The sequence below is a fragment of the Candidatus Doolittlea endobia genome (assembly GCF_900039485.1).
Classification (GTDB): Bacteria; Pseudomonadota; Gammaproteobacteria; order Enterobacterales; family Enterobacteriaceae; genus Doolittlea; species Doolittlea endobia.
Map to the genome: position 1 here is coordinate 634960 of NZ_LN999833.1, position 26809 is coordinate 661768.

Genomic DNA, 26809 nt, shown 5'->3' on the forward strand with positions numbered 1-26809 from the left:
ATGGAAAAACTGAATATGGATCTTCTGTGCATAGCTGCCGCTGTAATGACGGGTCTGGCAGCAATCTGTGCTGCAATCGGTATCCTAGGTGGTAAATTTTTGGAAGGCGCCGCCCGTCAACCTGATCTGTGACCCCTTACTACGCACGCAGTTCTTTATCGTTATGGGTTTGGTTGACGCCATTCCTATGATCACTGTGGCCTAAGCTTGTATGTGATATTCGCCGTAGTACAAGGTATTACATATGCAAACTAACCAACATTAAACCGTTAACGTTACAAAAGGCATGGTACTGTGAATCTTGATTCAACAATTTTCAGACAGGCTATCGCGTTTATCTTATTTGTGCTGTTTTGTATGAAATATATATGGCCACCATTAATGGCTGCTATCGAGAAGCGTCAGAAAGAAATTGCTGACAGCTTAGCTTCCGCAGAACGCGCTAAAAAGATTGAGATATCGCCAAAGTCAAAGTAACAGATCATTTGAAACAAACAAAGATAAAAGCCCATACAATCATCGAAGGGGCTAACAAACGTAAAGCGCAAGTGATTCATGAAGCAAAAATCAAAGCAGAAGTAGAGCGCAAAAAAAATTTTGGCACAGGCGAAAAAGGGAATTATCGCCGAACGCAAACGAGCATGCGAAGAATTACGACAGTAGGTTGCCATGCTGGCTTTAGCGGGCACTACAAAAATCATCGAACGTTCCGTAGATGAAACTACCAATAGCGACATCGTCGATAAAATCGTAGCTAAACTGTAAGGTAAGAAAGGACAATGTCTGAACTAGTAACTATAGCCCGACTCTACGCGAAGGAGGCTTTTGACTTTGCCGTCGAGCACCAGTTTGTAGCGCACTGACAGACAATAATGCTGAGGTTTATGCTAAAGTGAGCTGCAATGAGCGGATCGCTGTATTATTGTCAAAAGCGGTTGCACCAGAAAAACTGGCGAAGGCATTTATCACGGTTTGTGACGAGGAACTTAATCTTGCCGGTCAGAACTTGATACGGGTGATGTCGGAAAATGGGCGCCTTACGGTTTTCCCGGACGGGCTAAAACAGTTCATCCTTTTACGTTCGGCGCAGGAAGTAACCGTAACCGTGGATGTTATTTACGCTAGTATATTGAAAGAAAAACAACTAGAAACAATTAGCTCCGCGATGAAACAACGTCTATCACGTAAAGTTAAGCTTAATTGCAAAATTGATAAAACTATCGTGGCCGGGATTATTATTCGTATAGGAAATATGCTGATAGACAGCAGTGTACGTGGTCGTCTGGAACGCTTGACAAGAAGCGTCTTGCAATTTTAAATGGATTGAAAATGCAATTGATTTCCACCGAAATCAGCACGCTGATCAAACAACGCATTGCTCAGTTTCATTTAGTAAGCGAACTTTATAATGAAGGTACGATTGTTTCTATCAGCGACGGGATCATCCGCGTACACGGTCTGACCAAAGTTATGCAGGGCGAAGTAACCCTGTTACCAGGCAACCCGTTCCGCCATTGCACTAAACTTAGAACGCGCTCCGTCTGGACAGTGTTTATGGAGCCGTGTTCTGATCTATCCGAAGGCATGAAAGTCAAATGCATCGGTCGTGGCTTGTTTGACCGCGTGGTGAACACTTTTGGTGCGCCTATCAATGGTAAAGGCCAGATAGAGCACAACGGTTTTTCCGCTGTTGAAGCGATTGCGCCGGATGTGATCGAGCGTTAATCGGTCGATAAGTCTGTACAGACCGGTCATAAATCCGTCGACACCATGATTCCTATTAGACGAGCTCAGCGTGCGCTTATTATTGGCGACCGTCAGACCGGTAAATCGACGATAGCGATCGATACCATCATTAATCAACGCAACAGTAGTATCAAATATATTTATGTCGCTATTGGCCAAAAAGCGTCGACTATCTTAAATATAGTGCGCAAGCTGGAAGCGCACAACGCGTTAGTGAAATACCATCGTCGTAGTCGCCACCGCGCATCAGAAGACGCTGCATTGCAGTATCTAGCGCCGTATGTCGGGTGCACCATGGGTGAATACTTCCGCGATCGCGGCGAAGATACGTTGATTATTTATGATGATCTCTCTAAGCAAGCTGTGGCGTATCGTCAAATCTCCCTTCTTCTCCGCCGGCCGCCTGGTCGTAAGCTTATCCAAGAGATATATTCTACCTGTATTCTTGTTTGCTAGAGCGGGCATCCTGCGTCAACGCGGAATACGTTGAAAAGTTCACTCATGGAGAGGTGAAAAGAAAAACCGGTTCGTTAATCGCGCTGCCTATCATTGAAACCCAAGCTAATGACGCTTCTTCGTTTGTTCCGACTAACGTGATTTCCATCACCGATGGTCAAATCTTCTTAGAATCGAGCCTGTTTAACGCTGGTATCCGTCCTGCCGTTAACCCGAGGATCTCGGTTTCCCGCGTCGGTGGCGCTGCTCAAACTAAGATCATGAAAAACTGTCCGGCGGTATTCATGCTGCTCTAGCGCAGTATCGTGAATTGGCCGCACTTCTCCCAGTTTGCTTCTGATTTAGATCACGTAACCTGCAAGCAGCTGGATCATTTTCAGAAAATAGCCGAGCTGCTGAAGCAGAAATAATATGCGCCGATGTCAGTCGCCCAGCAAGCGCTGGTACTGTTTTCGGCGAAACGCGGCTATTTAGAAGATTTCGAGCTTGAAAAAAATTGACGATTTTGAAGCCAGTTGATGACCTACGTGGACCACGAGCGTGCGAATTAATACAACAAATTAACCAAACCGGTACTTATAACAATGATATCGAAGATAAGCTTAAGGGCTTTCTCGATATAAGGGCTTTTCGATACTTTTAAGGCAACCCAATCCTGGAAACTCACTATAAGCCCGCGTGACTAGTTCATAAAGTAAGTGAGGTGAAGCAGAAATGGCCGGCGAAAAAGAAATGCGTAGTAAGATTACTAGTATTCAGAATGCACAAAAAATCACCAAAGTCATGGAAAGGATCGCTGTCTCTAAAATGCGTAAAACTCAGGCACGCATGGTGTCTAATCATCCTTATGCAGAAACGATACGCAAAGTGATTGCTCATCTTGCACTGGGAAATCTGGAATATAAACACCATTATTTAGACAGCATGACGTAAAGCGCGTAGGTTACTTAGTAATCTCAACCGACCACGGGATGGCAGGCAGTTTGAACATTAATTTATTCAGAAAACTACTACCTGACATGAAGGAGTGGCAAGGAAAAAGCGTAGCAACCGAACTGGCGCTAATTGGCATTAAAGCAGTTTCTTTTTTCAATTCGGCCTAGAGTACAGTGGTTGCTCAAGTAACGAGTATGGGGGACAACCCTACGCTGTCTGAACTAATTGGGCCGGTAAAAGTCATGTTACAAGCCTGTGATGAAAATGCTTAGATAAGCTTTATATTGTTAGCAACAAACTTGTTCATATCTTGTCTCAAGTACCGCAGATTCTGCAAATCCTGCTTCTGCCTCCTGCTGGAAAAGCAGATTTAAAAATTAAATCTTGGAATTATCTATATAAACCCGATCCACAAACGCTGCTAGATACTCTCTTGTGTTCGTTATGTAGAATCACAGGTTTATCATGGCGTCGTTGAAAACCTAGCTAGCGAACAGGCTGCGCGTATAGTCGCAATGAAAACTGCAATGGATAACGGCGGAACCTGATTAAGGAGATGCAACTTATTTACAATAAGGCTCGACAAACCAATGTCACTCAGGCTCTCATACGTAGAGGATGCAAAATGGCTACTGGAAATATTATCCAGGTTATCGGTGCCGTGGTTAATGTCGCATTCCCGCAAGACGCCGCCCCAACAGTATACAACGCGATTGAAGTAAAAAACGGTGATAAAAAATTGGTGATGAAGGTAGAACAACAGTTGGGCGGCGGTAGCGTTCGCTGCATCGCGGTCTTAAAGTCACTGACCTCAAACGCACTATCGAAGTACCGGTGGGTAAAGCTACCCTTAGTCGCATTATGAATGTACTTAGCGAACCAGTCGACATGAAAGGAGATATTGGAGAGAAAGAGCGCTGGTCCATTCACCGTCCGGCACCGAGCTATGATGAACTAGCCAGTTCTCAGAATTTACCGGAAACCGGTATCAAGGTGATCGATCTGATGTGTCCGTTTGCCAAAGGCAGTACAGTTGGTCTTTTCGGCGGTACTGGCGTGAGTAAAACTGTAAACATGATGGAGCTTATCTGCAACATCGCTATCGAACACTCAGCACACTCGTGAAGGTAATGATTTCTATCATGAAATGATCGATTCTAACGTTATTGATAAGGTGGCGTTGGTGTATGCTCAAATGAATGAGCCACCAGGCAACCATCTGCGGTAGGTTACCAACCGACCTTAGCGGAAGAAATGGGCGTGTTGCAAGAACGTATTACTTCCACCAAAACTGGGTCTATTACATCAGCGCAAGCTGTTTATGTTCCTGCAGATGACTTAACCGACCTTGCGCCTGCAACCACCTTTGCTCATCTTGACACGACTGTGGTTCTGAGCCGTCAAATTGCCTTACGGGGCATTACCCGGCGATTGATCCGCTTGACTTCACCAGCCGTCTGCTAGATTCGTTAGTAGTAGGCCAGGAGCATTATGATGTGGCCGCGGCGTGCAGTCGATTTTGCAGCACTATCAGGAATTAAAAGACATCATCGCTGCGCTGAAAGACACAATCCGTGGATTTAAGGTATCATAGACGGTGAATACGATCATCTGCCAGAACAGGCTTTCTACATGGTAGGTTCTATCGATGAAGCCGTGGAAGAAAGTAAGACAATGTAACAATTTGAGATGAGGGTGATATGGTTGAAAAACTTACCATCTGGATTTAGTCAGAGTTGAAAAACAAATGTTTTCTGGAATGGTTAAAAATTCAGGTGACGGCAGCGAAGGCGAACTGGGAATTTTCCCCGGTCATGCGCCCCTGCTCACCGCCATTAAATCTGGGATGATTCGTATCGTTGTTAAAGAGAACGGTGATGAAGAGTATATTTACCTATCCGGTAGTGTGCTCGAAGTTCAGCCAAGTACAGTTACCGTGCTAGCCGATACTGCCATTCGCGGTGAGGATTTGAACGCAGAAAAGCAATGGGGTCTAAGTGTAAATCAGAGAAGCATATCCACCATGCTCATGGTGATGTTGATTATGCCAAGGCTGCTGCTGAGCTTTCCAAAACGTTGGCGAAACTGCAAATTATCGAATTGACCAAAAGCTATGCAATTAATAAAACTATATAATTAATATAGTGAGCGCACGTTAAATTGTGACTTAACACCTTAGGCAAACGCTTGCTTATGTGTTATGAAATTATTCTGATATTCATAATCCTGACTTGAAAAGTTAACTAATAATGATGAAGCATCATGCGATGTCGTCACAAAATAAAAACATTAATAACATAATTAATAATATATTAATATCATATAATACACTTAGTATAAAGATATCATTCTACCTTTTGGGTTTCTCTGATCTTTGAAAAAACGTAGACGAAATGTTCATTTAATCCGCGGCGTATCCAGCTGTTGGTAAGGCACGCTGTCCAACCGGATTAATAGAACAGAAAATCAAAAATGCGCATAAAGTCGGCTAGAATGATAACCGACGGTAAGTATGGTCAATAGCTTCTATCTCATCGGCCGCGGGCGCCTAAGTCCACAGGTACCGGCGCGATGACTGATGACCACGGCGATCTAAACCGAAACCTTGCGTTGCTGACAAGCAACAATTAACGCTTGCAAATTGCGCCTGAAATCAGTACGACGGATTTCCACAATGGAATTACCTGATGCTCTCAGCGAGCTGCACGGCAACAACAACCATTTACATTACTGGCCTGCTGTAGGAAAAAGAAAAGCCACTAATGCGCTGCCAAGCGTTCATTGATATTTACACCTGCGTCTTTGTAATTAAGAGAACTTTTATCATCGCAAAACCTCTACGGAGGTAACTGTAGATTAAAAGCAAAGGTCGAAGAGAGTAAAAGTATAGTGAAGTGATATTAAGTATTTTCAAGCAGTATAATCAATTAGCCTCTCTTTCGAGAATGAGTAATCTGCTATCTTTCGCGATACAAAAAAGACAAAAGAAATTTCTGATCTCCACTTGGAGATGTCGTATCAATAATTAATCTACCCATTATCAAAATAATATCATAACCTTACATTTTACGATAATATTCCGTCAGGTGTACAGCTTCCTATGTGTCTTACCTAAAAAAGAAGAACTATTGTCTTTAACTCGTGATAACGTCTCTTATGCTGAAGTCATTATCTGCTGTGAAGCAGATGACGATCTTAGTATATGCTGGTATTCTAATAAAAAATGCGCTTTTATTTGTTTTTAGCCAGAGAAACGCACAGACATTACAGAAATTTATATGATATACAGTTTTGTTAGCTCCACTAGAATCATCTAGCAATCAAAAGTATACTATAACATAACTTAAATGTAGGCACTTACATTAAACGTCTTGTTCGTAAAAATGAAAATAGAAAAGCATAAATAGCCTGAGATGAAAAAATTTTATGCTGAAAGAAGAAACCTTGATACAGTCAAGCGTTTAGATTATAAAAAGGAGAAAACAGCCCTCTGATGGACCTCTCAATTTGGGCGGGATTGCTGACCCTGATCGTCTTGGAGATCGTGCTCGGCATAGACAACGTAGTTTTTATTGCGATCCTGGCAGACAAACTGCCGTTTAAAAAGCGCGATCGCGCGCGTGTGATAGGTCTCTTTATAGCGCTTATTATGCGTCTTGGCCTCCTGTCGTTAATATCCTGGATCGTTACTCTAAGGCAATCGTTGTTCACTCTGGGTGGATTTTCTTTTTCCGGTCGTGGCCTGATTTTACTGCTCGGCGGGGTTTTCCTGTTGTTCAAAGCTACCACAGAGCTGCATGAACGCCTGGAACACAAGGAACACGATAGCAGCACCACTCGTGGATATGCCAGCTTTTGGGCAGTGGTAGTGCAAATTGTTATCCTTGACGCAGTATTTTCTTTAGATGCAGTAATCACTGCGGTGGGAATGGTCAACAATCTACCAGTCATGATGACCGCTGTAGTTATCGCCATGGCAATAATGCTACTGGCGTCCCGCTCATTAACCCGTTTCGTTGACCGTCATCAAACCGTGGTAGTGTTGTGTCTTAGCTTCTTGCTGATGATAGGTCTTAGTTTGATTGCTGAAGGATTTGGCTTTCACATTCCGAAAGGCTATCTGTATGCCGCTATTGGTTTTTCGATTCTTATCGAAATGTTTAACCAAATAGCGCGCCGTAATTTCATTAAAAGTCAATCCGCCAAGCCGATGCGTGAACGTACGGCTGAGGCGATTATGCGGTTAATGGGCGGAAGGTCACAATGCGAAACCGGTGAGGATGATATGGCTGAAACTTTCAAACAACAGGCGCACTTTGCCGAAGAGGAACGGCATATGATTACCGGTGTGTTGTCGTTAGCTTCGCGGACGTTACGCAGTGTTATGACCCCGCGCAATGAAATTACCTGGCTAGATTGCCAACGGCCGGTTACAGAGTTGCGCGTAACATTAATGGACACACCGCACAACATGTTTCCAGTCTGTAACGGTGAGCTAGATCAGCTGATTGGCATAGTGCGTGCCAAAGATTTAATGGCGGCGGTTGATAACGGCGAGAAAGTCAAGGCTTACGCGGCCGCTAATCCGGCGATTGTTGTACCAGAAACTCTAGATGTGCTTAAGTTGTTGGAAGAATTGCGTAGAGCAAAAGGAAGCATGGTAATGGTATCCAACGAATTCGGTGTCGTACAGGGCTTAGTGACACCGCTGGACGTTCTGGAAGCAATTGCTGGTGAGTTTCCTGATGAGGATGAAACGCCAGAAATCGAGGTCCATGAGGACGGGTGGCTAGCGAAAGGCAGTACCGATCTGCACGCCTTACAGCTGGCGTTGGGCACCCAAGCGCTGGCGCGCGGGCGAGAAAACGTCGCCTCTTTAGCCGGATTGCTGCTATCACAGTGTGATCAAATTCCGGTGGAAGGGGATGTGCTAATCCTTGATGAGTGGCGGTTTACTATCCGTCAAATGGTCGAGTATCGCATTGAGCTTGTATGGATTGCGAGATTGGTGCCACAGCATAGGATGGATGCGAAAGAATAACTCTAAATGCTTACAGGGTTAATAATTTACTCATCAGTTACATGTACATTACGCCACTTCAAGGTCTAGGATTATGACTTAAAATCAGGTGTGATGTAAACGTGTAGTAAAAGAGGAAATCAAATCACGATTTGATTTCCTCTTTGCCGCCTTTTTCCTGCAGCCACTTTCGACGGTCTTCCGAACGTCTTTTTGTTAATAGCATGTCCATCATTGATAGCGTCTTCTGCATGTTGTCTGCATCGACCGTTAACTGCACTAATCGACGAGTATTGGGGTCAAACGTTGTTGCACGAAGCTGCAACGGGTTCATTTCACCTAAACCTTTAAAACGCTGTATATTGGGCTTGTCCTTTTTATACTTCAACTGCTCTAGTACATCTCTTTTTTCTTCCTCATCAAGAGCGTAATACACTTCTTTACCTAGATCGATACGGTAAAGCGGTGGCATCGCTATATAGACATGCCCCTCTTCCACTACTTTGCGAAAGTGTTGCATAAACAAAGCACATAGTAGCGTGGAAATATGCAGACCATCGGAATCAGCATCCGCCAGGATGCAGATTTTACCGTAACGTAGTTGACTCAAATCGTTACTATCTGGATCGATGCCTATCGCCACCGAAATATCATGTATTCCCTTGGAGGCTAACACTTTATCGGAAGAGACTTCCCAGGTATTAAGGATTTTCCCTTTTAGAGGCATGATTGCCTGATATTCGCGGTCTCTAGCCTGCTTAGCGGATCCACCGGCTGAATCTCCTTCTACTAGAAAAAGCTCCGTACGCACCAGATCTTGAGCATTACAGTCAGCCAGCTTGCCGGGCAGCGTCAACCCGTTAGTTAGCTTTTTACGTACCACTTTTTTTGCCGCACGCAGGCGCCGCTTGGCACTGATGATCGCTAGTTCTACCAGTTGTTCAGCCACTTGTATATTCTGGTTTAGCCATAGAATAGAGGCATCTTTAACCGCTCTAGAAACAAAGGCGGTGCTTCTCCGCGATGATAGGCGCTCTTTAGTCTGGCCAGCGAATTGCGGATCCTGCATTTTCACCGAGAGCACATAAGCACAGCGTTCAAAAATGTCGTCTGCCGATAGCTTGACGCCGCGCGGCAAAATATTACGGCACTCGCAAAACTTGCGCATCGCCTCTAATAATCCTTGACGTAGCCCGTTTACGTGCGTACCCCCTTGTGGGGTTGGGATCAGATTGACATAACTTTCTGTTAGAAGCTCTCCCCCTTCCGGTAGCCATAATAGCGCCCAATCCACCGTTTTAGTGTTGTCGCTAACCGCACCGACAAAGGGCGTCTCTGGCAACGTAATCATCCCGTTAATCGTTTGATGCAGGTAGTCAGTCAGACCTGCTTCGTAGCACCAGCGCTGCTCGGTTTGATTCAATCGATTTTGAAAAACAATTGTTACGCCAGGGCATAATGCCGCTTTTGCTTTCAACAAATGGGTCAAGTGCAACACCGAAAATCGGGGATTGTCGAAAAAGCGTTCGTCTGGCCAGAAATGCACACAGGTACCGGTATGAGAATTAGGACAGGTACCGATCACGCTCAGATCTTCGACTTTATTGCCGTTTTCAAACGCGATGCGGTATACATTGCCATTGCGGCACACCTTAACTTCGACCCGGGTTGATAGGGCATTGACGACCGAGATGCCCACGCCGTGCAGGCCACCGGAGAATTGATAGTTTTTGTTTGAGAATTTACTGCCAGTATGTAGCTGGCACAGAATTAGTTCTACCGCCGGTATACCTTCTTTAGGATGAATATCCACCGGCATACCTCGCCCGTCGTCGGTAATTTCCAACGACTGATCCGAGTGTAAAATCACATCGATACGCCGAGCGTAGCCAGCAAGCACCTCGTCGACACTGTTATCGATAACTTCTTGCCCAAGATGATTAGGTCGTGAGGTATCGGTATACATCCCAGGGTGACGACGAACTGATTCTAGTCCTCTGAGGACTTCTATCACGTCAGCGTTATAGCTTGATTGAGACATCTTTTAATCATATTTTGTGACAAATTGCTGACAATCCTACCGAAAAGGCCGGCTGGCTGGAAGCAAATATTCTGCAAATACCGGATTCGACGATCTGTAGATTGCCGACTTCCGATATCCGATATCTGCTAGTCTAGCATGTCAATCTTCATCACCTTTTCATTATAGATAAAGGTACAGGTATCTACACATGTATCTTGATATCTGTTATGACTTTGCAGAATGATTGCAACCTATCTTCTGGCATGACTTGAGAAGTACATGGTCATGTACGTTTTATGTGGACACTCAAATTCAAGTTAGAACTATATAAACAGGCTATATATTATGCATATAAAAATTATTTTATGTTACATACATAAGACCATTATTCTTCTGATTTAAAGCAGATAATGCTTTCAGCTTTAAGCTCTATGTTACCGCCACGTTCTTTAGTGGAATTTTTCATAGTAGTAAGCTGATATACTAGTGTAGTATTCCTATATTTAGGATCATTCATTACTATTTCGATGATAGTCGAGTGTATATTTTCTTGATTGCCGAGATAGAGAAAATAACGTGAAACAAACATCGCAATTATAAATTCGCACAGAACGCCATTGGATTTAATTACAAAGAGGGAAGATAATATCTATTTATATTAGATGAATTCTTTAAAAGAAGTGTTTAGAAAATTAATACATCTAAGTCACTACTCAAAGAGTAATCAAACTTCACTTAAAACTGTACCAACATGCCGAATGATCTGATTAAATCTAATGTGTACTTTTACCTGTTTTATTCGCTTGAAGCCTAAAAAGCATCATCAATGTTTATGCCGGTAGTGGGTATGTGCTTCTTGTAACGGCTCTTGATATGTTTGAAAGCCATTTCGTTTTATATGCTCTGTTTTTAACTTGATGAGGTTAAAATAATGATACCTGTCGTCGTGTTACTTGGGCGCCAGAATGTAGGAAAATCTACTCTCTTTAATCGACTAACGCGAACACGTGATGCATTAGTGGCGGATTTTCCTGGGCTGACACGTGACCGCAAGTATGGTCGTGTCGAATGGGAAGGCCATAAATTTATCTTTATTGATACAGGCGGTATTGATGGCACTGAAAAGGGGGTAGAAATCTGTATGACCAGTCAATCTTTGCTGGCGATTGATGAGGCAGATATTGTGTTATTCATGGTCGATGGACGTACTGGTCTGATGTCGGCCGATAAAGGTATTGCCAGGCATCTGCGTAGCCGAAAGAAAACCACGGTGATTATCGCCAATAAGATCGACGGAATTGATTCCGACAGTGCTGTAAGGGATTTTTATTCCCTAGGCATGGGAAAGATAATCCCTATTGCTGCTGCGCACGGGCGAGGCATCAATAACCTGTTAAAACAAGTTTTATTACCACTTGTGCGCAATGATTTGTCAGCAGAGGAAACAAATAACAAAGAGATATTTGCGCTCTGGCCTGACGATAAGACAGAGACCCTAACAGGGGAAGAAGAGCTTTGTGAGCTTCAAGCGCTGCCGATAAAGTTTGCTATTGTAGGGCGTCCCAACGTAGGTAAATCCACGCTCACCAACCGCATTCTCGGCAAAGAACGCATGGTGGTCTATAGTACGCCTGGTACAACCCGCGATAGCATTTATATCCCTATGATACGTGACAAAAGGGGATATATCTTGATTGATACCGCTGGCGTCCGCAAGTCTGACAAGGTCACGGAAATCGTGGAAAAATTTTCCGTCATCAAAACGCTACAGGCGATTGAAGACGCTAATGTCGTATTACTGCTTATCGATGCTCGTGAAGGTATTGCTGATCAAGATCTGTCTTTGCTTAACTTTATTCTCAACACCGGCCGCGCGCTGGTCATTGTGGTTAACAAATGGGATGGCCTGTCCAGCGAGATGCGTAATGAAATAAAAGACGCCATGACTCATCGTCTTAGTTTTATCGATTTTGCCCGTGTGCATTTCATCTCGGCCTTGCACGGCAGCGGCGTCGGCACTTTGCTTGAATCGGTGAATGAAGCCTACCAATGCGCTACAAAGCAGATCAACACTGCTCTATTGACACGCATCATGCACATGGCTGTTGATGAACATCAACCGCCACTTGTACGTGGTCGACGCGTTAAACTAAAATATGCCCATGCTGGTGGTTACAATCCTCCAATTGTGGTGATTCATGGCACACAGGTTAAAGATTTGCCGAATGCTTATAAGCGTTATTTAATGAATTATTTTCGTCGCTCGCTAGAGATTATGGGTACGCTGATTCGTATTCAGTTTAATGAAAACGTTAATCCTTTTGCCGGACGACGTAATACCTTAACGCCGACGCAGTTATGTAAGCGTAGGCGGCTAATGAGCCATGTCAAGAAAGTTAATTAATATTAAATATACGGGTGAGCTATTGCTAATAGCTACGGGTCACTGCACGCTACAGCGATGGCTGCGCTGAAAAAAACGGAGACGTCATCTTCTCATTACCGATTAAAGTCTGATTAGGCGACGACGGTGATTCACCATTACCGTGCGTCGGTTGTATCAGCAGTACTGTGGCGTTTTAGTGCTAAAGCCTCAAACAGAAAACTTCTGACCCGTTAACATAGGGTTAAAAGTGAAACTGTTATGTCGCGATAACGCAATCACTGCATGATTATTCAAAACAAGTCACCAGCCTATACAGGCTTCTTTTGGACGCGCAATATTTTTACGCCAATCCGATAATACATTTGTTTTTGCTGCTTAACGAATCGCAATGTTGATTTTCCTGAATCTGACTGTACGGTGAGTCAAGATTTCGCTGAGCTATTGCAACAACTGGATTAGTAGGTGACAATGTGCATTGAACACGCTCAAGTTGAGCGACTCGGGTTTCCATCCGGAGATGGCATTGCTATTTAACCCTTGGGGAATAGCGACCCAAGGGTTGCTGCAAATAATTATTAAGTTTTTTCGTAAGATGATTCGGCATGGCTTAGTATAATATATGATATTATTGGAGTCATAGTACTGTGTACTTCCTTATGTCCTGTAAGGTTACTTGATAAGACGAATTTCTTTGCAGGAAATTGACGTATACGTCAAGTACCTGAGAGCATGCAGAGTGGATATTATTTTATCAAGATCAAAGTAAACGATATTATTGCGCTGTAGTTCTTGCATTTTCAGAAGAGTTGCTCATCAGAATGGTAATTTTTAGTGCGCATATTTATCTATGTCAATTTTAGTATAAGTGCCATGGCACGCCATGATTGCGATTTCATGCAAATTACATGCAATAATCGTTATTACCGGCACCGCTATATTAGCCTTTTCAGTTTTTTGTTCAATTGCATTTTATATTCCTTTGCATTTTATATTCCTTATACAGTTTTCTATGTATATTACACATATATTATAGATACGGTGACTAGGCAAGAAGTTTACTTTGTTTATCGATTTCTGGAAACGTACTTTGAAAGTCCATTGATAGACGTTTCATCAGGATCTAGAAACTTGCCGTTCTAGCTAACGGCTGCAATTTTGATTCTGAGCATTTTTCAGGACAGACGCTGTGGCGTACTTCTTAATATTAATTTTATAAACCTGCGGACGACTACTTGGCTAGCACAGTATACGCCAGAATCTGGTTTCTTAGACCAGGTCGATCCGTATTATTACGGCGACTATTAATCATCTAATGAATCTACCATAACATATATAGGCTGCTGATTTGCGACAGCGCGAAGGTCAGTTTGATGCCGTACGGCGAGAAAGCAGGCGCTCTGTTATGTTGCGGAAAGCTCGCAATCTGGTGAATAATGTCGTTGTCCAGCCTTTGGATGACCAGCGCTGAGTAGCCGCTTAAAGGTATAGCACAGGAAACGCGCTACCGTCTGAAGACCGGCCGACATCGCAGTGACTGCAGTGAGCGGTGTACCAGTATCTGGTTATAACTGTTACAATCCGTGACGCAGGGTTCATGTGGATATTGGCCGATTGTTAGTCCGTATAGCATAAGCAATACAAGTACGGAAGGTGCCCTTAATATCGGTGGAAAAGGTTTTATCACTAGCGGTTTGAGCAATATAACGTAACCATTTTGCGAGACTTTGAACTGATTTTTCACTAGGACGCGCCGAATTGCCGGCAGCGTCCACTAATTGACAAGATATCCACTATCGGCGCTTGGATGCGTGTGCTCTACTATTACTGATATCGATACCAAGCCTGTTCAGGCGGCCGCCGTCTTCTGGATGCGGCGCCAGAGCACATCCAAACTACACCAATCGGCCTACCTGCATCCACTTCTTGGGTGATTTCAATGCACACTCCCGCATGAAGCTAGGAACCAATAACAAGGAAAGACCTAACACTATCGCAATGCCTGCTTCATTGTATCTCCCAACCAACGCCAAAACGGCGATTAACGTGTCAGGTTAAACAACACTATATCTCTATGCTGGGTTTAAATCTTAAATCTATTACATTTTGCTAAATAGCTTTACTAAAAGCGGTCGTCACGAATGTAGTGATTCTTTTTAGACAAACGCATAGAAAAATAGCTGTACATTTTGGGTTTGATTAGACTCCTCATCTTAACAATGGTAACAAAGCTGTAGAACCTCGTGTAAATCTTGGGTACCATAGTCGATATGAATGCAGTGACTAAGTGAATTCGCATCCTGACAAAGGTATTCGCCTTATTCGTCTTGTTACGCTAATCTTTTAAGATATAAGCTTTATTGTGAAAACCTTGATTATCTATTTAAGCCATGATGGCCAAACGCACAAAATTGCACGCGCGATTGGATCTTATTTTACCAATTGTTGTGAATGTGATGTAGTAGATCTGCGCCTCGCACAGGATCTTGATCTACAACGTTATCAACGGGTGATTGCGGGAGCATCTATACGCTATGGTCACTTTGCCGCAGATTTAGGCCGCTTCATCGTTCAGCACCTTGATTGGCTGCACAGTATTCCCAGCGCGTTTTATGCTGTCAATTTAACAGCGCGTAAACCTGATAAATGCACACCAAATACCAATGCTTATACTCGAAAATTTCTGGCGACAACACCCTGGCGTCCCGATCTCTGTGCTGTATTTGCGGGCGCACTATGTTATCCGCGCTATCGTTGGTTTGATCGGGTGATAATCCAAATGATCATGCGCATGACCGGAGGTGAGACCGATTGTACCAAAGAAGTAGAATATACGAATTGGGAGCAAGTTTCTGCCTTTGCCGGCGAAGTGGCGAAATTGACCGCCAAATAAGCGCCAACGTGCTCTTATCAAGCTGTTTCTGAAAGAAAATGGCAAGTCCGATGTTAACATCGGAGGCTCAGCACTACATTTACATAGATAATCAGATATACATAGATTATCATTAATAATATAATAAAATTTTGAATTTTGATCTTTGGAAAGATCAATCCATATACTTAAAATTTTAACATTATTAAAATAATGCAACACAACTTTTTACATAACTTATGCGTAGACTATTTATGATTGTCTTTTAGGACTAAGATCTACTCAGTTACAGTACGTTGATAGCATTTAGTTCTTTAAAAGCCATTTCTAGGCGCGTCCTCATAGAGGCTTGACCGGCCCGGATCCATAAGCGCGGATCGTAGAATTTCTTGTTTGGTTTATCAACGCCTTCCGGGTTGCCTAGCTGTGTCTGTAAGTAATCTTCGTTCTTATGATAATATTGCAAAACTCCTTCCCACGTGGCCCACTGAGTATCGGTATCAATATTCATTTTAACCACACCGTAGCTGATAGCTGCTTTAATTTCTTTTGGTGTAGAGCCTGAGCCGCCGTGGAAAACTAAATTCAGAAATTTTTCCGGTAAATTAAATTTTTCCGAAATATATTTCTGCAAAATATCCAGGATTTTTGGTGTTAACTGTACGTTACCTGCCTTGTAAACGCCGTGAACGTTGCCGAACGCGGCTGCAATAATAAAACTCGGGCTGATGGCATGCAGCTTTTCATAGGCATAAGCGACATGTTCCGGCTGAGTGTACAACGCGGAGTTATCTAGATGGTGATTGTTCACGCCGTCTTCTTCGCCGCCAGTGCAACCCAACTCAATTTCTAGCGTCATATTTAGTTTAGCCATACGCGTCAAATAGTTGGCGCTAATTTCGATATTCTCTTCTAACGACTCTTCAGATAAGTCTATCATATGAGAGGAAAACAGCGGTTTGCCAGTGGCAAGAGAGTATTTTTCGCCGGCGTCTAGTAGACCGTCAAGCCACGACAGTAGTTTTTTAGAACAATGATCAGTATGCAGAATAACTGGGATACCATAATGTTCGGCTACCTGATGTACATGTAGCGCGCCGGACACTGCGCCAAGAACAGCCGCAGTTTGGCCTTTAGTTTTTAAGCCTTTTCCCGCGATAAAAGCGGCACCGCCATTAGAAAATTGCACAATAATTGGCGCGCGCATCTTGGTAGCCGCTTCCAGTGCGGCATTAATGGAATCAGTACCTATACAGTTAACGGCGGGTATAGCAAAGTTATTTTCTTTCGCGACAGCGAACACTTTCTGAACTTCATCACCGGTAATGACACCTGGTTTAACAAAATCTAAAATTTTAGACATATTACTTTCCTATTTGTATGTCATTAAAATAGGCATTCTCACTGCGGTTTGACCAGCAGCTGCAGTGCCTCTTCAATACTTATTGTTTCGCGCGTTCTTCAAGCATGACCACCGCGGGCAGCTTTTTGCCTTCAACAAATTCAAGGAAAGCACCGCCGCCAGTTGAGATATAAGAGAGTTGATCAGCAATGCCAAACAAGTCAATGGCCGCTAGGGTATCTCCGCCGCCAGCGATTGAAAATGCTTCGCTATTGGCGATAGTACGGGCTATTATTTCGGTACCTTTACGGCAATTGGCGAACTCAAATACGCCAACCGGACCATTCCATAAAATGGTTTTGGCTTTTTTCAAAATTTTTGCTAAACGAGCAGTGGAAATATCGCCCAAATCTAGAATTTGTTCGTTGTCTTGAATTTCGCTAACGGATTTCAAGGTTACGGTCGCGGTTTCAGAAAATTCAGTAGCGACGCGAACATCGGTCGGTACAGGAATATCGTTATTTTCCAACAAGCGCTTGGCTTCTGAGATTAAGTCAGCTTCGTAGAGCGATTTACCGACATTATATCCCTGCGCCGAAATGAAGGTATTGGCAATACCGCCGCCTACAATAAGCTGATCGGCAATTTTTGCCAGCGAATCCAATATGGTTAACTTGGTGGAAATTTTTGAACCGCCAACGATGGCGACCATCGGTCTGGCTGGATTATTGAGCGCTTTGCTCAGCACTTGTAGTTCATTAAACAGCAGCGAACCGGCGCAAGCAATGGTTGCAAATTTACTTATTCCGTGTGTGGAGGCTTGGGCGCGATGAGCTGCCCCGAAAGCATCCATAACGAACACGTCGCACAACGCAGCATATTTTTTCGCTAGGGTTTCATCATCTTTTTTTTCACCTTTGTTGAATCGCACGTTTTCGAGAACCACTAATTCGCCCTCGGCGATATCTACGCCATTAAGATAATCTTTAACTAGACGCACGGGCGCAGAAACTTTGCCTTTAAGGTAATTTACTACCGGTTGCAGCGAAAACTTAGCATTATATTCCCCTTCTGTCGGGCGGCCGAGATGGGAACTCACCATAACGTAGGCGCCCTGTTTCAGGGCGGCTTCGATAGTAGGTAGAGAGGCGCGAATACGCGTATCGGACGTCACTCTACCGTTTTCAATCGGCACGTTCATATCGGAACGGATAAATACGCGTTTACCAGCCAGATCGGTCATTTTCATTATAGTCATGGCCAAGCCCTCTTGTTGAATATTTGCTAAATTGCCTAAGCGGTGGGGCAAAGCCCCATCAAACCGGATAAATAGTCGCTGTGCTCTATTTATTTAATAGCTTATGGCCCATCCCGTTTTTTGTTATCATTAGAGGGCTAGATATTATTTTTGCTTTGCGCACTGCAGCAGAAAGATCGTCTGTGGCTCACAAAACATGTGAGCCTAACTAACTATCTTATATTATCAACTATATCATGAAACAATACTAGTCTCACTTTTCTAATCTCTTGAGAGGTAAAGTCGTACCACCATAACTTGCCTGGTCACGGCTACAACGTTGGTTAAGATAATGAATGAATATAGAATAACTGTGTGTTGCATGATTTGTGATATAAATTTTTTAAATATCGTTTCGATTGGAAATAATAGGGACTGAGGCTGATGAGGACTAGCCGGTTTGAATGCCCGACTAAAACTCCTAGAGGATACCTCTGGATTATCGGCACCTCTCAAGGTTTCTTATGACATCGCAGTAAAAATATCGTTGAGAAATACCTCTGTACTCAAGACAGCATACTTAGTACTACGCTTATATCTCACGATGGAAACTAGCATTGCGCGTTAAAGCCAAGCATTCATTGCTCTTTCTAGGTAAAAAATTAGAAAGTCAAGCGTACATATTAATCGAACCCAATTGGGAGGTGTAAAATTCTAAATAATCTTCTACATGATTGATATGTGGCCCGTTTATAAAGTCTTTTGCGTTCAGCAAGTCGTATACTTAATAAAAAGTATATTCAGTGGATAACATCTTGTTCATACAACAATTTTACGAGATATGGTAGCTATACCCCTCGTGTTCTGTTGCTACAAGATGTCTGTTCGGATCGTAATAAATCAACTATGGATGCTTGGTAGAAAAAAGGACGTCAAATAAAATTGCAATTTCTTACACTACTTAATTTTCGGAAAAGATACAATCAATAATATGATGATTTGTGTAGAAAGCATTATTAAGCTTGCAAGCACGTTTTTTGTGTTTGCGCGGTGAAATTAGAGACTATGCCACTGTATTGGGCAATAATCTACAGTTAATTTTTTGAGTAATTTTGAAGCGACTTACTTGTACAATCAGCAATAGTATTAGATGTTAGCATTGCGCAATACACCGTATGCAGTCAGGTATAGTCTTTTATTAACATTTTTCATGTAAGTCATATTTATGAAAGTAAGATTTTCAAGAATTAGCGACAGTAGATATTTCAATAGGCGTAACCAGGTAGCAGGTTACTCCTGGGGAGAGCCAGTTCTTAAAATCTAAAGCACTGTACGCTCCATTTCTTTTACCGACAAAAAAGAACAACCAATGCCTGTCTTTAACTTGTCACGACGACTTTCATGACAGATTGTTTACGGCCCTCTGACCGTGATCCCCACTAATATTAATATAGTAGTCGACGCGATTAGGCAATATTCGATCTTACACAAAAAGGACCAGCATGATTAATACTAGTAGTACTGTAGCTACAAGTATCATCATGTGCAATCTGAACTGCTTAAACCTTACTGTTAAGCGAAATTTAAAAATGAAATATCACCACAGGGAATACCAGCGGTGTAGAGTACACCTGCGAATGGAAACGAGTATCGTTTCATCTTCCTCCTGTTAATTCTTCAGACGTGGGGCCTGAAGCTGTAACTTAATGGACTCCGCCAACTCATCCAGTGTCGGTTGCTCAGGATGGACGGAGAAGGATTCATAACCTAATTGTGCTTCCGCGAGATAGGCATGCACCGGTTTTCCCGCTTCATCTTCCATGACCACGTGATACCACGGGGCCGTACGTAAACTGTTGTCAGACGCAATATCCTCCAATGCAGGCTTCTCCATAGAATACTCCGGATCTATATCAATAATTACTCCAAGATATCCCAGTAGCTTATGCCTGACCTGTTGCCCTATGCCAAATTTGCTGGAAATCATAAAACCTCCAATAAAAGTATGCTACATATCTAATGTGGGGTGATCCTTGGAGAATTCAAGGTGTTAGAGCGCAATGTAACTGGTTTAATAAGATAGTCCTTTTAAGTCATGGCTATGAATTTTAGTATCAGGGTGTTGTTGAGCTGTTGTCAGCGTAGAACAATAATTGCCGAAAGAACAATTCGGTTGAGATCTGAAAACGCAGCAGACCTGTATGCAAAACAATCTCTCAGCATTCTGAGAAGAAGATGTCATTCTTAATTCCTGGATCGCAACGCAACCAACATGCTAAAGTGGAGGATAGATCGTGAAGGTTGAATTTTCGCTATAATCTCAATGTCATCAATAAGCTGCATATGCAGGACCATGCCTTCACCACAGAGGGCACGATATGATGAAACTTCTGGATGCTTAAATTTAGTTTCATAGAGCAGGATTCAAATCTATCGCTCCACCGCTCTTACCGAGAAGAAGTTTGCTATTCGTACGGTGTCAAGATAAACGGTCACGTCTATTACGCTGCTGTTGATGCTACGAAAAGGCGACCATCCTGTTGACCAGACTGCTTGTCATTCTAGATTTTATGATAGATACGATTAACGACGCCTACAACTGCCGGCACATGAGCATCTGAAATTGCCGGAGCAACATGTCAAGTTGAGCGGATTGTGTATTTTCTGTGTCTGCTATTCTACGTCCCGCGCGTCTTTCCGATGTAACTTGATAAGTTTATCTAGACCAGTGCAATGGCATCAGTTATCTATGTGTCGGCGCCGTTTTGCAAAGACTCGATACTGGAAGCTATCGACGTCGGTATTGAGCGCACCACAGAAAGCATTCCTACGCTGGATATGCTGACGGTGAAAGCCAAGCTCGAACAAAGCCGCGTGCGTATGATCTGGCGAACTAAGTAGGCATTGTATCTCACTCTAACACCTTGACTTATGAAGCGGTGTAACAAATCACTGATATCTCAGCCAGTCTAGCTTCATAAGCAGAGGAGGTGACCCAATCTCCAACTCAAATTTCATCAATGCTCGTCGATATATAATTGTTCAAAGCTTGCCATTTCCTCTAATGCAAAAATGTGTAGTATATGCCTTTTTGAGGATGTGTCTATACGTATCGGACACCTCTATTTTATTCATTGCCTGATTGCGGCACCAATTGTCGGTATGGTAGATTACATGTTCAAAGACATTATATCACCTAATGGAGGCTGGAATATTGGTAATACTCACCTTGCGCCGAGGTGAGGTGATGCGGTAATTCGCGTTTACGCATGGTACATAATTATCAACCTGATATCTGGGTGGTGTAAATTTCCGGTTGCGATCTTGCTGAGATGATATGCCGTTTCCTTCGTCAACGTGACAAATGCCGCGTAGCTAATTGATGATATCAATTGGACGATCTAACTAAGAAAGTGTACTTGTAAATTGACGGGCTCAGCGAAAATGCATACAGGATAGTCGCCAAATCACGATGTGATCTAATTATCTGCACGCTTGCCTGCTCAATAAACGAAATACGATAATTTTCTGGAAATTAAGCAGTGTGTTTTGATTTCAAAATGGAGATGTTAATAATCAAGAAAAGCCAAAGAAGTATGAATTATACCGTGGAGGAAATACTGGAAGATTCTAAATCTTCTAGGGGAGCCAGCGTTATTTAGATACGGCTTCCGTCGTTGCTGTTAGGCAAGTAAAACTCTTTTGATAAAAAGTATTAGAAAATTGCATCAAAGAAATTCCGGATCTCTCATAATCACGTATTCTGATTATTGTAGACGTATACCTATGACAAATAGTATAAATGCATCTTCAACGCCATAGAAGATGATAATGAACAAGTGTCGGCGTTGGAAGCATATTTTGTAAATCTTATGTAAAAAGAGCAGACAGAACTATGTTCGAACAACGCGTAAATTCTAACGTACTGACCATTTCTACTGTTAACTTTCAAAATCAGATAAAGCAAAAACCCCTACGTGATTCAGTAAAACAAGCACTGAAGAACTATTTTGCTCAACTGAACAGTCAGGACGCCAAGTGTCTCTATGAACTAGTGCTGGCTGAAATAGAACAGCCGTTGTTGGACATAGTCATGCAATACACCCGCGGTAATCAGACCCGCGCTGCGCAGTTACTGGGTATTAATCGTGGTACTCTACGTAAAAAATTAAAAAAATACTGTATGAACTGACATGAGCATTTATTTTATTACGTTTTTGTGAAGCGATTTTTATCGATGCTTATAAGATTATTTATACCTACTCTGTTGAACAATACTGGTTATATGATAACAACTGCACATTTAAACTCCGAAACGAAACAGGCTATTCCAATAAAGTACGGCAGTAATGTCGTTCTTTTCTTTTACTCACGACATGCTTGACTGGTTTTTACTTTGTCTGTTAAGAAAATGCTGGCGCCGTCGTTAACGTTGCCCAGATCGACAGTGAGTACGATATTCTCGGTTATTATTGGCTGACGTTCTTGCGTATTGATCCGAAGGCTATGTTGTTTACGATCCTTCATTTGCACGTGAGGTGTTTTGTTATGTTTTATCCCGATTACTTTGACGTCATTATTGTTGGTGGCGGCCATGCCGGCACAGAAGCAGCAATGGCGTCAGCACGGATGGGTTGTCAAACTCTGTTGCTGACGCATAATATTGATACGCTTGGACAAATGTCCTGTAATCCGGCGATTGGGGGTATCGGAAAGGGACATTTAGTTAAAGAAATCGATGCTATGGGCGGTCTGATGGCTCAAGCTATCGATAAGTCCGGTATCCAGTTTAGAATACTAAACGCTACCAAAGGACCTGCCGTTAGGGCTACTCGCGCACAGGCGGATCGTGTTCTATATAGACAAATAGTACGCAGCGCGCTGGAGAATCAGCCTAATCTGATGATTTTCCAACAAGCGGTTGAAGATCTAATTGTGGAAAACAATAAGAGAGTAGTCGGCGCTATCACACAAATGGGACTCAAATTTCGTGCCAGCACCATAGTACTAACGGTGGGTACTTTCCTTAATGGTAAGATCCATATCGGCATGGCTCATTATAGAGGCGGCCGGGCTGGCGATCCGGCTTCGGTTGCTCTATCTCGCCGTTTGCGCGAGTTGTCTTTTCGGGTTAACCGGTTAAAAACCGGTACACCGCCGCGTATAGATGCGCGTAGTATCGACTTCTCACGGCTAGTAACACAGTACGGAGACGAGCCACTGCCTGTTTTTTCCTTCCTAGGCTCAATTGATCAGCATCCGCGCCAAATCCCCTGTTATATTACTTATACCAACGATAAGACCCATGAGATAATCCGCCAGAATCTTCACCGTAGTCCTATATACGCTGGCCTTATTGAAGGCGTCGGGCCACGTTATTGTCCGTCAATTGAAGATAAGGTGATGCGATTTTCCGATCGCGCTGCCCATCAGATCTTTCTCGAGCCGGAAGGACTGACCAGCAACGAATTTTATCCTAACGGCATCTCAACCAGTATGCCGTTCGACGTACAAATAAAAATCGTCCATTCTATACATGGGCTTGAAAACGCGCGTATTATGCGGCCTGGCTATGCGATCGAATATGACTTTTTTGATCCGCGAGATCTTAAACTGACACTGGAAAGTAAGCTGATCGAAGGGCTTTTTTTCGCTGGTCAAATCAATGGTACTACCGGCTATGAAGAGGCCGCCGCACAAGGCATGCTCGCTGGTCTAAACGCAGCTCGGTTGGCTAAGGGAAAAGATTGTTGGTTCCCGCGACGTGATCAAGGTTATCTCGGAGTACTAGTAGATGACTTATGCACGCTTGGCACCACAGAACCCTACCGCATGTTTACCTCGCGCGCTGAATACCGACTGTTGTTACGGGAAGATAATGCTGACCTTCGTTTAACGGAAACCGGTCGACAGCTTGGTATAGTGAATGATGCGCGCTGGGCGCGCTTTTGTGCTAAGAAGGAGCAAATTGAGTGCGAGTGTCAACGCCTGCGTAATATCTTGGTACACCCAGGTAGCGACGACGTTGAGCATCTTAATCCGCTACTTAAAGCGTCTCTAACGCGTGAAACCAATGGTGAAGAACTTCTGCGTCGTCCGGAAATAAATTACGCGCATCTGACCCAACTGAAACGTTTTAGCCCGGCGCTGACTGACAACCAGGCGGCAGAGCAGGTCGAAATTCAGATCAAATACCAAGGCTATATCGCCCGTCAGCAGGAGGAGATTGCTCGCCAGATAGGCAATGAATATACCATGCTGCCAGCGGAGATGGATTTTAGCGTCGTATCTGGTCTATCCAACGAAGTGATCGCTAAACTTAATGATCATCAACCTAATTCTATTGGTCAGGCGTCACGCATTTCCGGTATTACGCCGGCGGCGATTTCTATCTTGCTGGTCTGGCTAAAAAAAAAGAGCTACTGCGCAGAAACATCTGATAACGATGAAAAGCATAAATGCTCAAGACGCTAGTATCCTTGCTGACGCAGTAGGATAGATCGTTGACCACCGTGCAAAAGGATGAGAGACTCCGTCGGCTTGTTTTCTAAACAGAGGCTTGTTCTCCATTCTTTTATTTATCGATAATAAAATGACGACCAGAAATTGGCCGTGCACTCTTAAGAAAAAATTTATCAGTGACGCCAGGATTTATAGCGATTGATCAGACCGTTAGTGGAACTGTCATGGGCATCAATTAGATTATCCTGTGCCAATTCTGGCAAAATGCGATTGGCGAGTTGTTTTCCCAACTCAACGCCCCACTGATCAAAGGTATAGATATTTAATATTACTCCTTGCGTGAAAATTTTATGTTCGTACAACGCAATCAGCGCGCCTAAACTGTAAGGGGTAATTTCTCGCATCAAGATAGAGTTACTTGGACGATTCCCTTGAAATATTTTAAACGGCGTAATATGCTGCATATGATCCGGTGATTTCCCAGCTAAGCTGAATTCCTTCTCTACCGCCTCGCGTGATTTGCCAAAAGCTAGCGCTTCGGTTTGAGCGAAGAAATTTGAGAGCAGCTTAGTGTGGTGATCAGCAAGTGGATTGTGACTGATGGCGGGCGCGATAAAGTCGCAAGGGACAATTTTAGTGCCTTGATGAATCAGTTGATAAAACGCATGCTGACCGTTAGTACCTGGTTCACCCCAAATAATAGGTCCGGTTTGATAGTTGACAGTATGACCTTCTCGATCGACATATTTCCCGTTTGATTCCATGTTTCCCTGTTGAAAATAAGCGGCAAAGCGGTGCATGTATTGATCGTAAGGTAAGATTGCTTCTGTCTCCATACCGAAGAAATTGTTATACCAAATGCCGATAAGCGCTAGCAGAACTGGTAAATTCTTATCCAGCGGCGTCAAAACGAAGTGGTGATCCATAGCATGTGCACCGTTGAGTAATTTTTCGAAATTGTCGAAGCCGATCGACAAAGCAATGGAGAGACCGATAGCTGACCAGAGCGAATAGCGGCCCCCTACCCAATCCCAAAACTTAAACATATTTTCAGTATCGATGCCAAATTCCGCTACCGCTTTTTCGTTAGTAGATAGCGCAGCAAAATGACGAGCGATATATTGTTTATCTCTAGCGGCTTTTAAGAACCAATTTCGAGCGCTGTGTGCGTTTGTCATAGTTTCCTGGGTAGTAAAGGTCTTAGACGCTACCAAAAATAACGTGGTGGCCGGATCCAAGTCTTTTACCGTTTCGGTAATATGCGTTCCATCCACGTTAGATACATAATGTATATTGAGGTGATTTTTATAAGACCGTAGCGCCTCAGTCACCATATATGGGCCAAGATCTGAACCGCCGATGCCGATATTAACGATATCAGTTATGATACGGCTGGTATATCCTTTCCATTCTCCGCTGATGATCCGAGCGCAAAATTGTTTCATTTTTATCAATACCGCATTAACGTCCAGCATGACATCTTTTCCGTCTACGTTAATTGGCGTATTACTGCGGTTGCGCAGTGCAACATGCAATACCGATCGATCTTCTGTACGGTTGATTTTCTCGCCGTTAAACATGGCGCCAATAGCCTCCTTGATCCCACACTCTTCCGCTAGCGCTAGCAAATAGGTCAATGTTTCAGCAGTGATGAGGTTTTTTGAGTAGTCTACTAGCATCTGATCGTCGAAAGTGGCTGAGAAAGAGGAAAAACGCTCAGGTTCTTTCGCAAAAAGGTCACTTATCTGCACGTATTTCATCGTCGTGAAATGTTGTTGCAACGCTTTCCAGGGCGCGGTATGAGTAGGATTGATATTTTTCATAAACAAAACTCTATATAGGTAAATAAATCGTTGAACGCTGTATAGCGCTTTCTTGTCTTGAATCAGATTCGCTACGTATACTGTGTTTAGTACACAAAACATTCTAATATCTGTCTGCTTAAGACTTCAGTAGCGCAAATGAAGATAAAATACACAGCTTCAATATAAAGAATTGAGCTTCCGATAGTGAATGAGAGTGATATCGCACCCCATCATCTTCACCGCAATGCGGTTAGATAACATCGAGCTTTTCATATAAATTTTTTAAAATGCAAGGATAAAATTAACACATTTAGACCATGCTTATCTGTAACAACAGCACTTCATACTGAAGTTTATTATTTACTGAGTCTGTGAAGTAGACAGTATATACGTAACAAGGCAATGCCCGCTGGCTGTTTTGTCATATTTTTCTCTGAGCAATACATGATGTTACATGAATTCTTCGTACCTATACAACATAGCCTATTAGTAACTAATGCATAACCATTTTAATGTTTTGTCTCAAC

At 43.1% G+C, this 26809-nt stretch carries 14 protein-coding genes and 8 pseudogenes; 16 read left to right on the top strand and 6 right to left on the bottom strand.

Going from position 1 to position 26809, the window contains the following annotated elements; all coding sequences use genetic code 11:
* The 10 genes and pseudogenes from atpE to A4A68_RS02335 all read left to right on the top strand — a co-directional run bounded on the left by atpE (position 1) and on the right by A4A68_RS02335 (position 8179).
* Positions 1 to 255: pseudogene (gene atpE, locus A4A68_RS02300) on the top strand (F0F1 ATP synthase subunit C).
* Between the two features lie 39 nt (positions 256 to 294).
* Positions 295 to 765, top strand: a pseudogene (gene atpF, locus A4A68_RS02305) (F0F1 ATP synthase subunit B).
* Between the two features lie 14 nt (positions 766 to 779).
* Positions 780 to 1318, top strand: a pseudogene (gene atpH / locus A4A68_RS02310) (F0F1 ATP synthase subunit delta).
* Between the two features lie 11 nt (positions 1319 to 1329).
* On the top strand, positions 1330 to 1725 hold the full coding sequence (locus A4A68_RS03910; protein ID WP_408605371.1) for a F0F1 ATP synthase subunit alpha: 396 nt from the start codon (positions 1330 to 1332) through the stop codon (positions 1723 to 1725).
* Between the two features lie 45 nt (positions 1726 to 1770).
* A pseudogene (locus A4A68_RS03915) lies at positions 1771 to 2498 on the top strand (hypothetical protein).
* A gap of 9 nt (positions 2499 to 2507) precedes the next feature.
* Positions 2508 to 2612, top strand: a complete 105-nt coding sequence (locus A4A68_RS03920; RefSeq protein WP_408605372.1) for a hypothetical protein — start codon at positions 2508 to 2510, stop codon at positions 2610 to 2612.
* A gap of 304 nt (positions 2613 to 2916) precedes the next feature.
* Positions 2917 to 3745: pseudogene (atpG, locus tag A4A68_RS02320) on the top strand (F0F1 ATP synthase subunit gamma); the annotation flags it as partial.
* Positions 3746 to 3763: 18 nt separating this feature from the next.
* Positions 3764 to 4818: pseudogene (locus A4A68_RS02325) on the top strand (F0F1 ATP synthase subunit beta).
* A 67-nt stretch (positions 4819 to 4885) separates the two neighbouring features.
* Positions 4886 to 5274 (top strand): annotated as a pseudogene (gene atpC / locus A4A68_RS02330) (ATP synthase F1 subunit epsilon).
* A gap of 1357 nt (positions 5275 to 6631) precedes the next feature.
* On the top strand, positions 6632 to 8179 hold the full coding sequence (locus A4A68_RS02335) for a TerC family protein (RefSeq protein ID WP_067566125.1): 1548 nt from the start codon (positions 6632 to 6634) through the stop codon (positions 8177 to 8179).
* A 124-nt stretch (positions 8180 to 8303) separates the two neighbouring features.
* Here A4A68_RS02335 and parE read toward each other — a convergent pair whose 3' ends face one another.
* The gene (gene parE, locus A4A68_RS02340; protein WP_067566127.1) at positions 8304 to 10199 is read right to left on the bottom strand and encodes a DNA topoisomerase IV subunit B; all 1896 of its coding nucleotides are present in this window, start codon (positions 10197 to 10199) and stop codon (positions 8304 to 8306) included.
* 913 nt (positions 10200 to 11112) lie between these two features.
* Here parE and der point away from each other — a divergent pair.
* Both der and hemG read left to right on the top strand, forming a co-directional pair.
* Positions 11113 to 12585: a ribosome biogenesis GTPase Der gene (gene der, locus A4A68_RS02350; RefSeq protein ID WP_067566131.1), complete on the top strand. Its 1473-nt coding sequence runs from the start codon at positions 11113 to 11115 to the stop codon at positions 12583 to 12585.
* Positions 12586 to 14926: 2341 nt separating this feature from the next.
* Positions 14927 to 15457 carry a menaquinone-dependent protoporphyrinogen IX dehydrogenase gene (gene hemG / locus A4A68_RS02355; protein ID WP_067566133.1) on the top strand — a complete coding sequence of 177 codons (531 nt, stop codon included), beginning with the start codon at positions 14927 to 14929 and terminating at the stop codon, positions 15455 to 15457.
* A 265-nt stretch (positions 15458 to 15722) separates the two neighbouring features.
* On the opposite strand, the gene fbaA is transcribed toward hemG, so the two are convergent.
* From fbaA to hspQ, 3 genes are all read right to left on the bottom strand, one after another.
* A complete protein-coding gene (fbaA, locus tag A4A68_RS02360) occupies positions 15723 to 16799 on the bottom strand; it encodes a class II fructose-bisphosphate aldolase (protein WP_067566135.1) in 1077 nt (358 codons plus the stop codon).
* A 79-nt stretch (positions 16800 to 16878) separates the two neighbouring features.
* Entirely contained in the window at positions 16879 to 18036 is a 1158-nt protein-coding gene (gene pgk / locus A4A68_RS02365; protein WP_067566137.1) for a phosphoglycerate kinase, read from the bottom strand.
* Positions 18037 to 19684: 1648 nt separating this feature from the next.
* The gene (gene hspQ / locus A4A68_RS02370) at positions 19685 to 20002 is read right to left on the bottom strand and encodes a heat shock protein HspQ (RefSeq protein ID WP_067566139.1); all 318 of its coding nucleotides are present in this window, start codon (positions 20000 to 20002) and stop codon (positions 19685 to 19687) included.
* Between the two features lie 737 nt (positions 20003 to 20739).
* On the opposite strand from hspQ, the pseudogene A4A68_RS03235 reads away from it, so the two are divergent.
* The 3 genes and pseudogenes from A4A68_RS03235 to fis form a co-directional block, all read left to right on the top strand.
* Positions 20740 to 21037, top strand: a pseudogene (locus A4A68_RS03235) (succinate--CoA ligase subunit alpha); the annotation flags it as partial.
* A gap of 77 nt (positions 21038 to 21114) precedes the next feature.
* Entirely contained in the window at positions 21115 to 21258 is a 144-nt protein-coding gene (locus tag A4A68_RS03735) for a hypothetical protein (RefSeq protein WP_231938055.1), read from the top strand.
* A 652-nt stretch (positions 21259 to 21910) separates the two neighbouring features.
* Complete coding sequence (gene fis / locus A4A68_RS02375) at positions 21911 to 22207, top strand: DNA-binding transcriptional regulator Fis (protein ID WP_067566141.1); 297 nt, start codon at positions 21911 to 21913, stop codon at positions 22205 to 22207.
* A 173-nt stretch (positions 22208 to 22380) separates the two neighbouring features.
* On the opposite strand, the gene A4A68_RS03500 is transcribed toward fis, so the two are convergent.
* On the bottom strand, positions 22381 to 22542 hold the full coding sequence (locus A4A68_RS03500; protein WP_158648178.1) for a hypothetical protein: 162 nt from the start codon (positions 22540 to 22542) through the stop codon (positions 22381 to 22383).
* Positions 22543 to 22563: 21 nt separating this feature from the next.
* Here A4A68_RS03500 and mnmG point away from each other — a divergent pair, with 21 nt between their 5' ends.
* Positions 22564 to 24489, top strand: coding sequence for a tRNA uridine-5-carboxymethylaminomethyl(34) synthesis enzyme MnmG (gene mnmG / locus A4A68_RS02380; protein ID WP_067566143.1), 1926 nt, complete (start codon positions 22564 to 22566; stop codon positions 24487 to 24489).
* A gap of 161 nt (positions 24490 to 24650) precedes the next feature.
* Here the strand turns inward: mnmG and pgi are convergent, their stop codons facing one another.
* On the bottom strand, positions 24651 to 26300 hold the full coding sequence (gene pgi / locus A4A68_RS02385) for a glucose-6-phosphate isomerase (RefSeq protein WP_067566570.1): 1650 nt from the start codon (positions 26298 to 26300) through the stop codon (positions 24651 to 24653).
* Positions 26301 to 26809 lie beyond the last annotated feature (509 nt).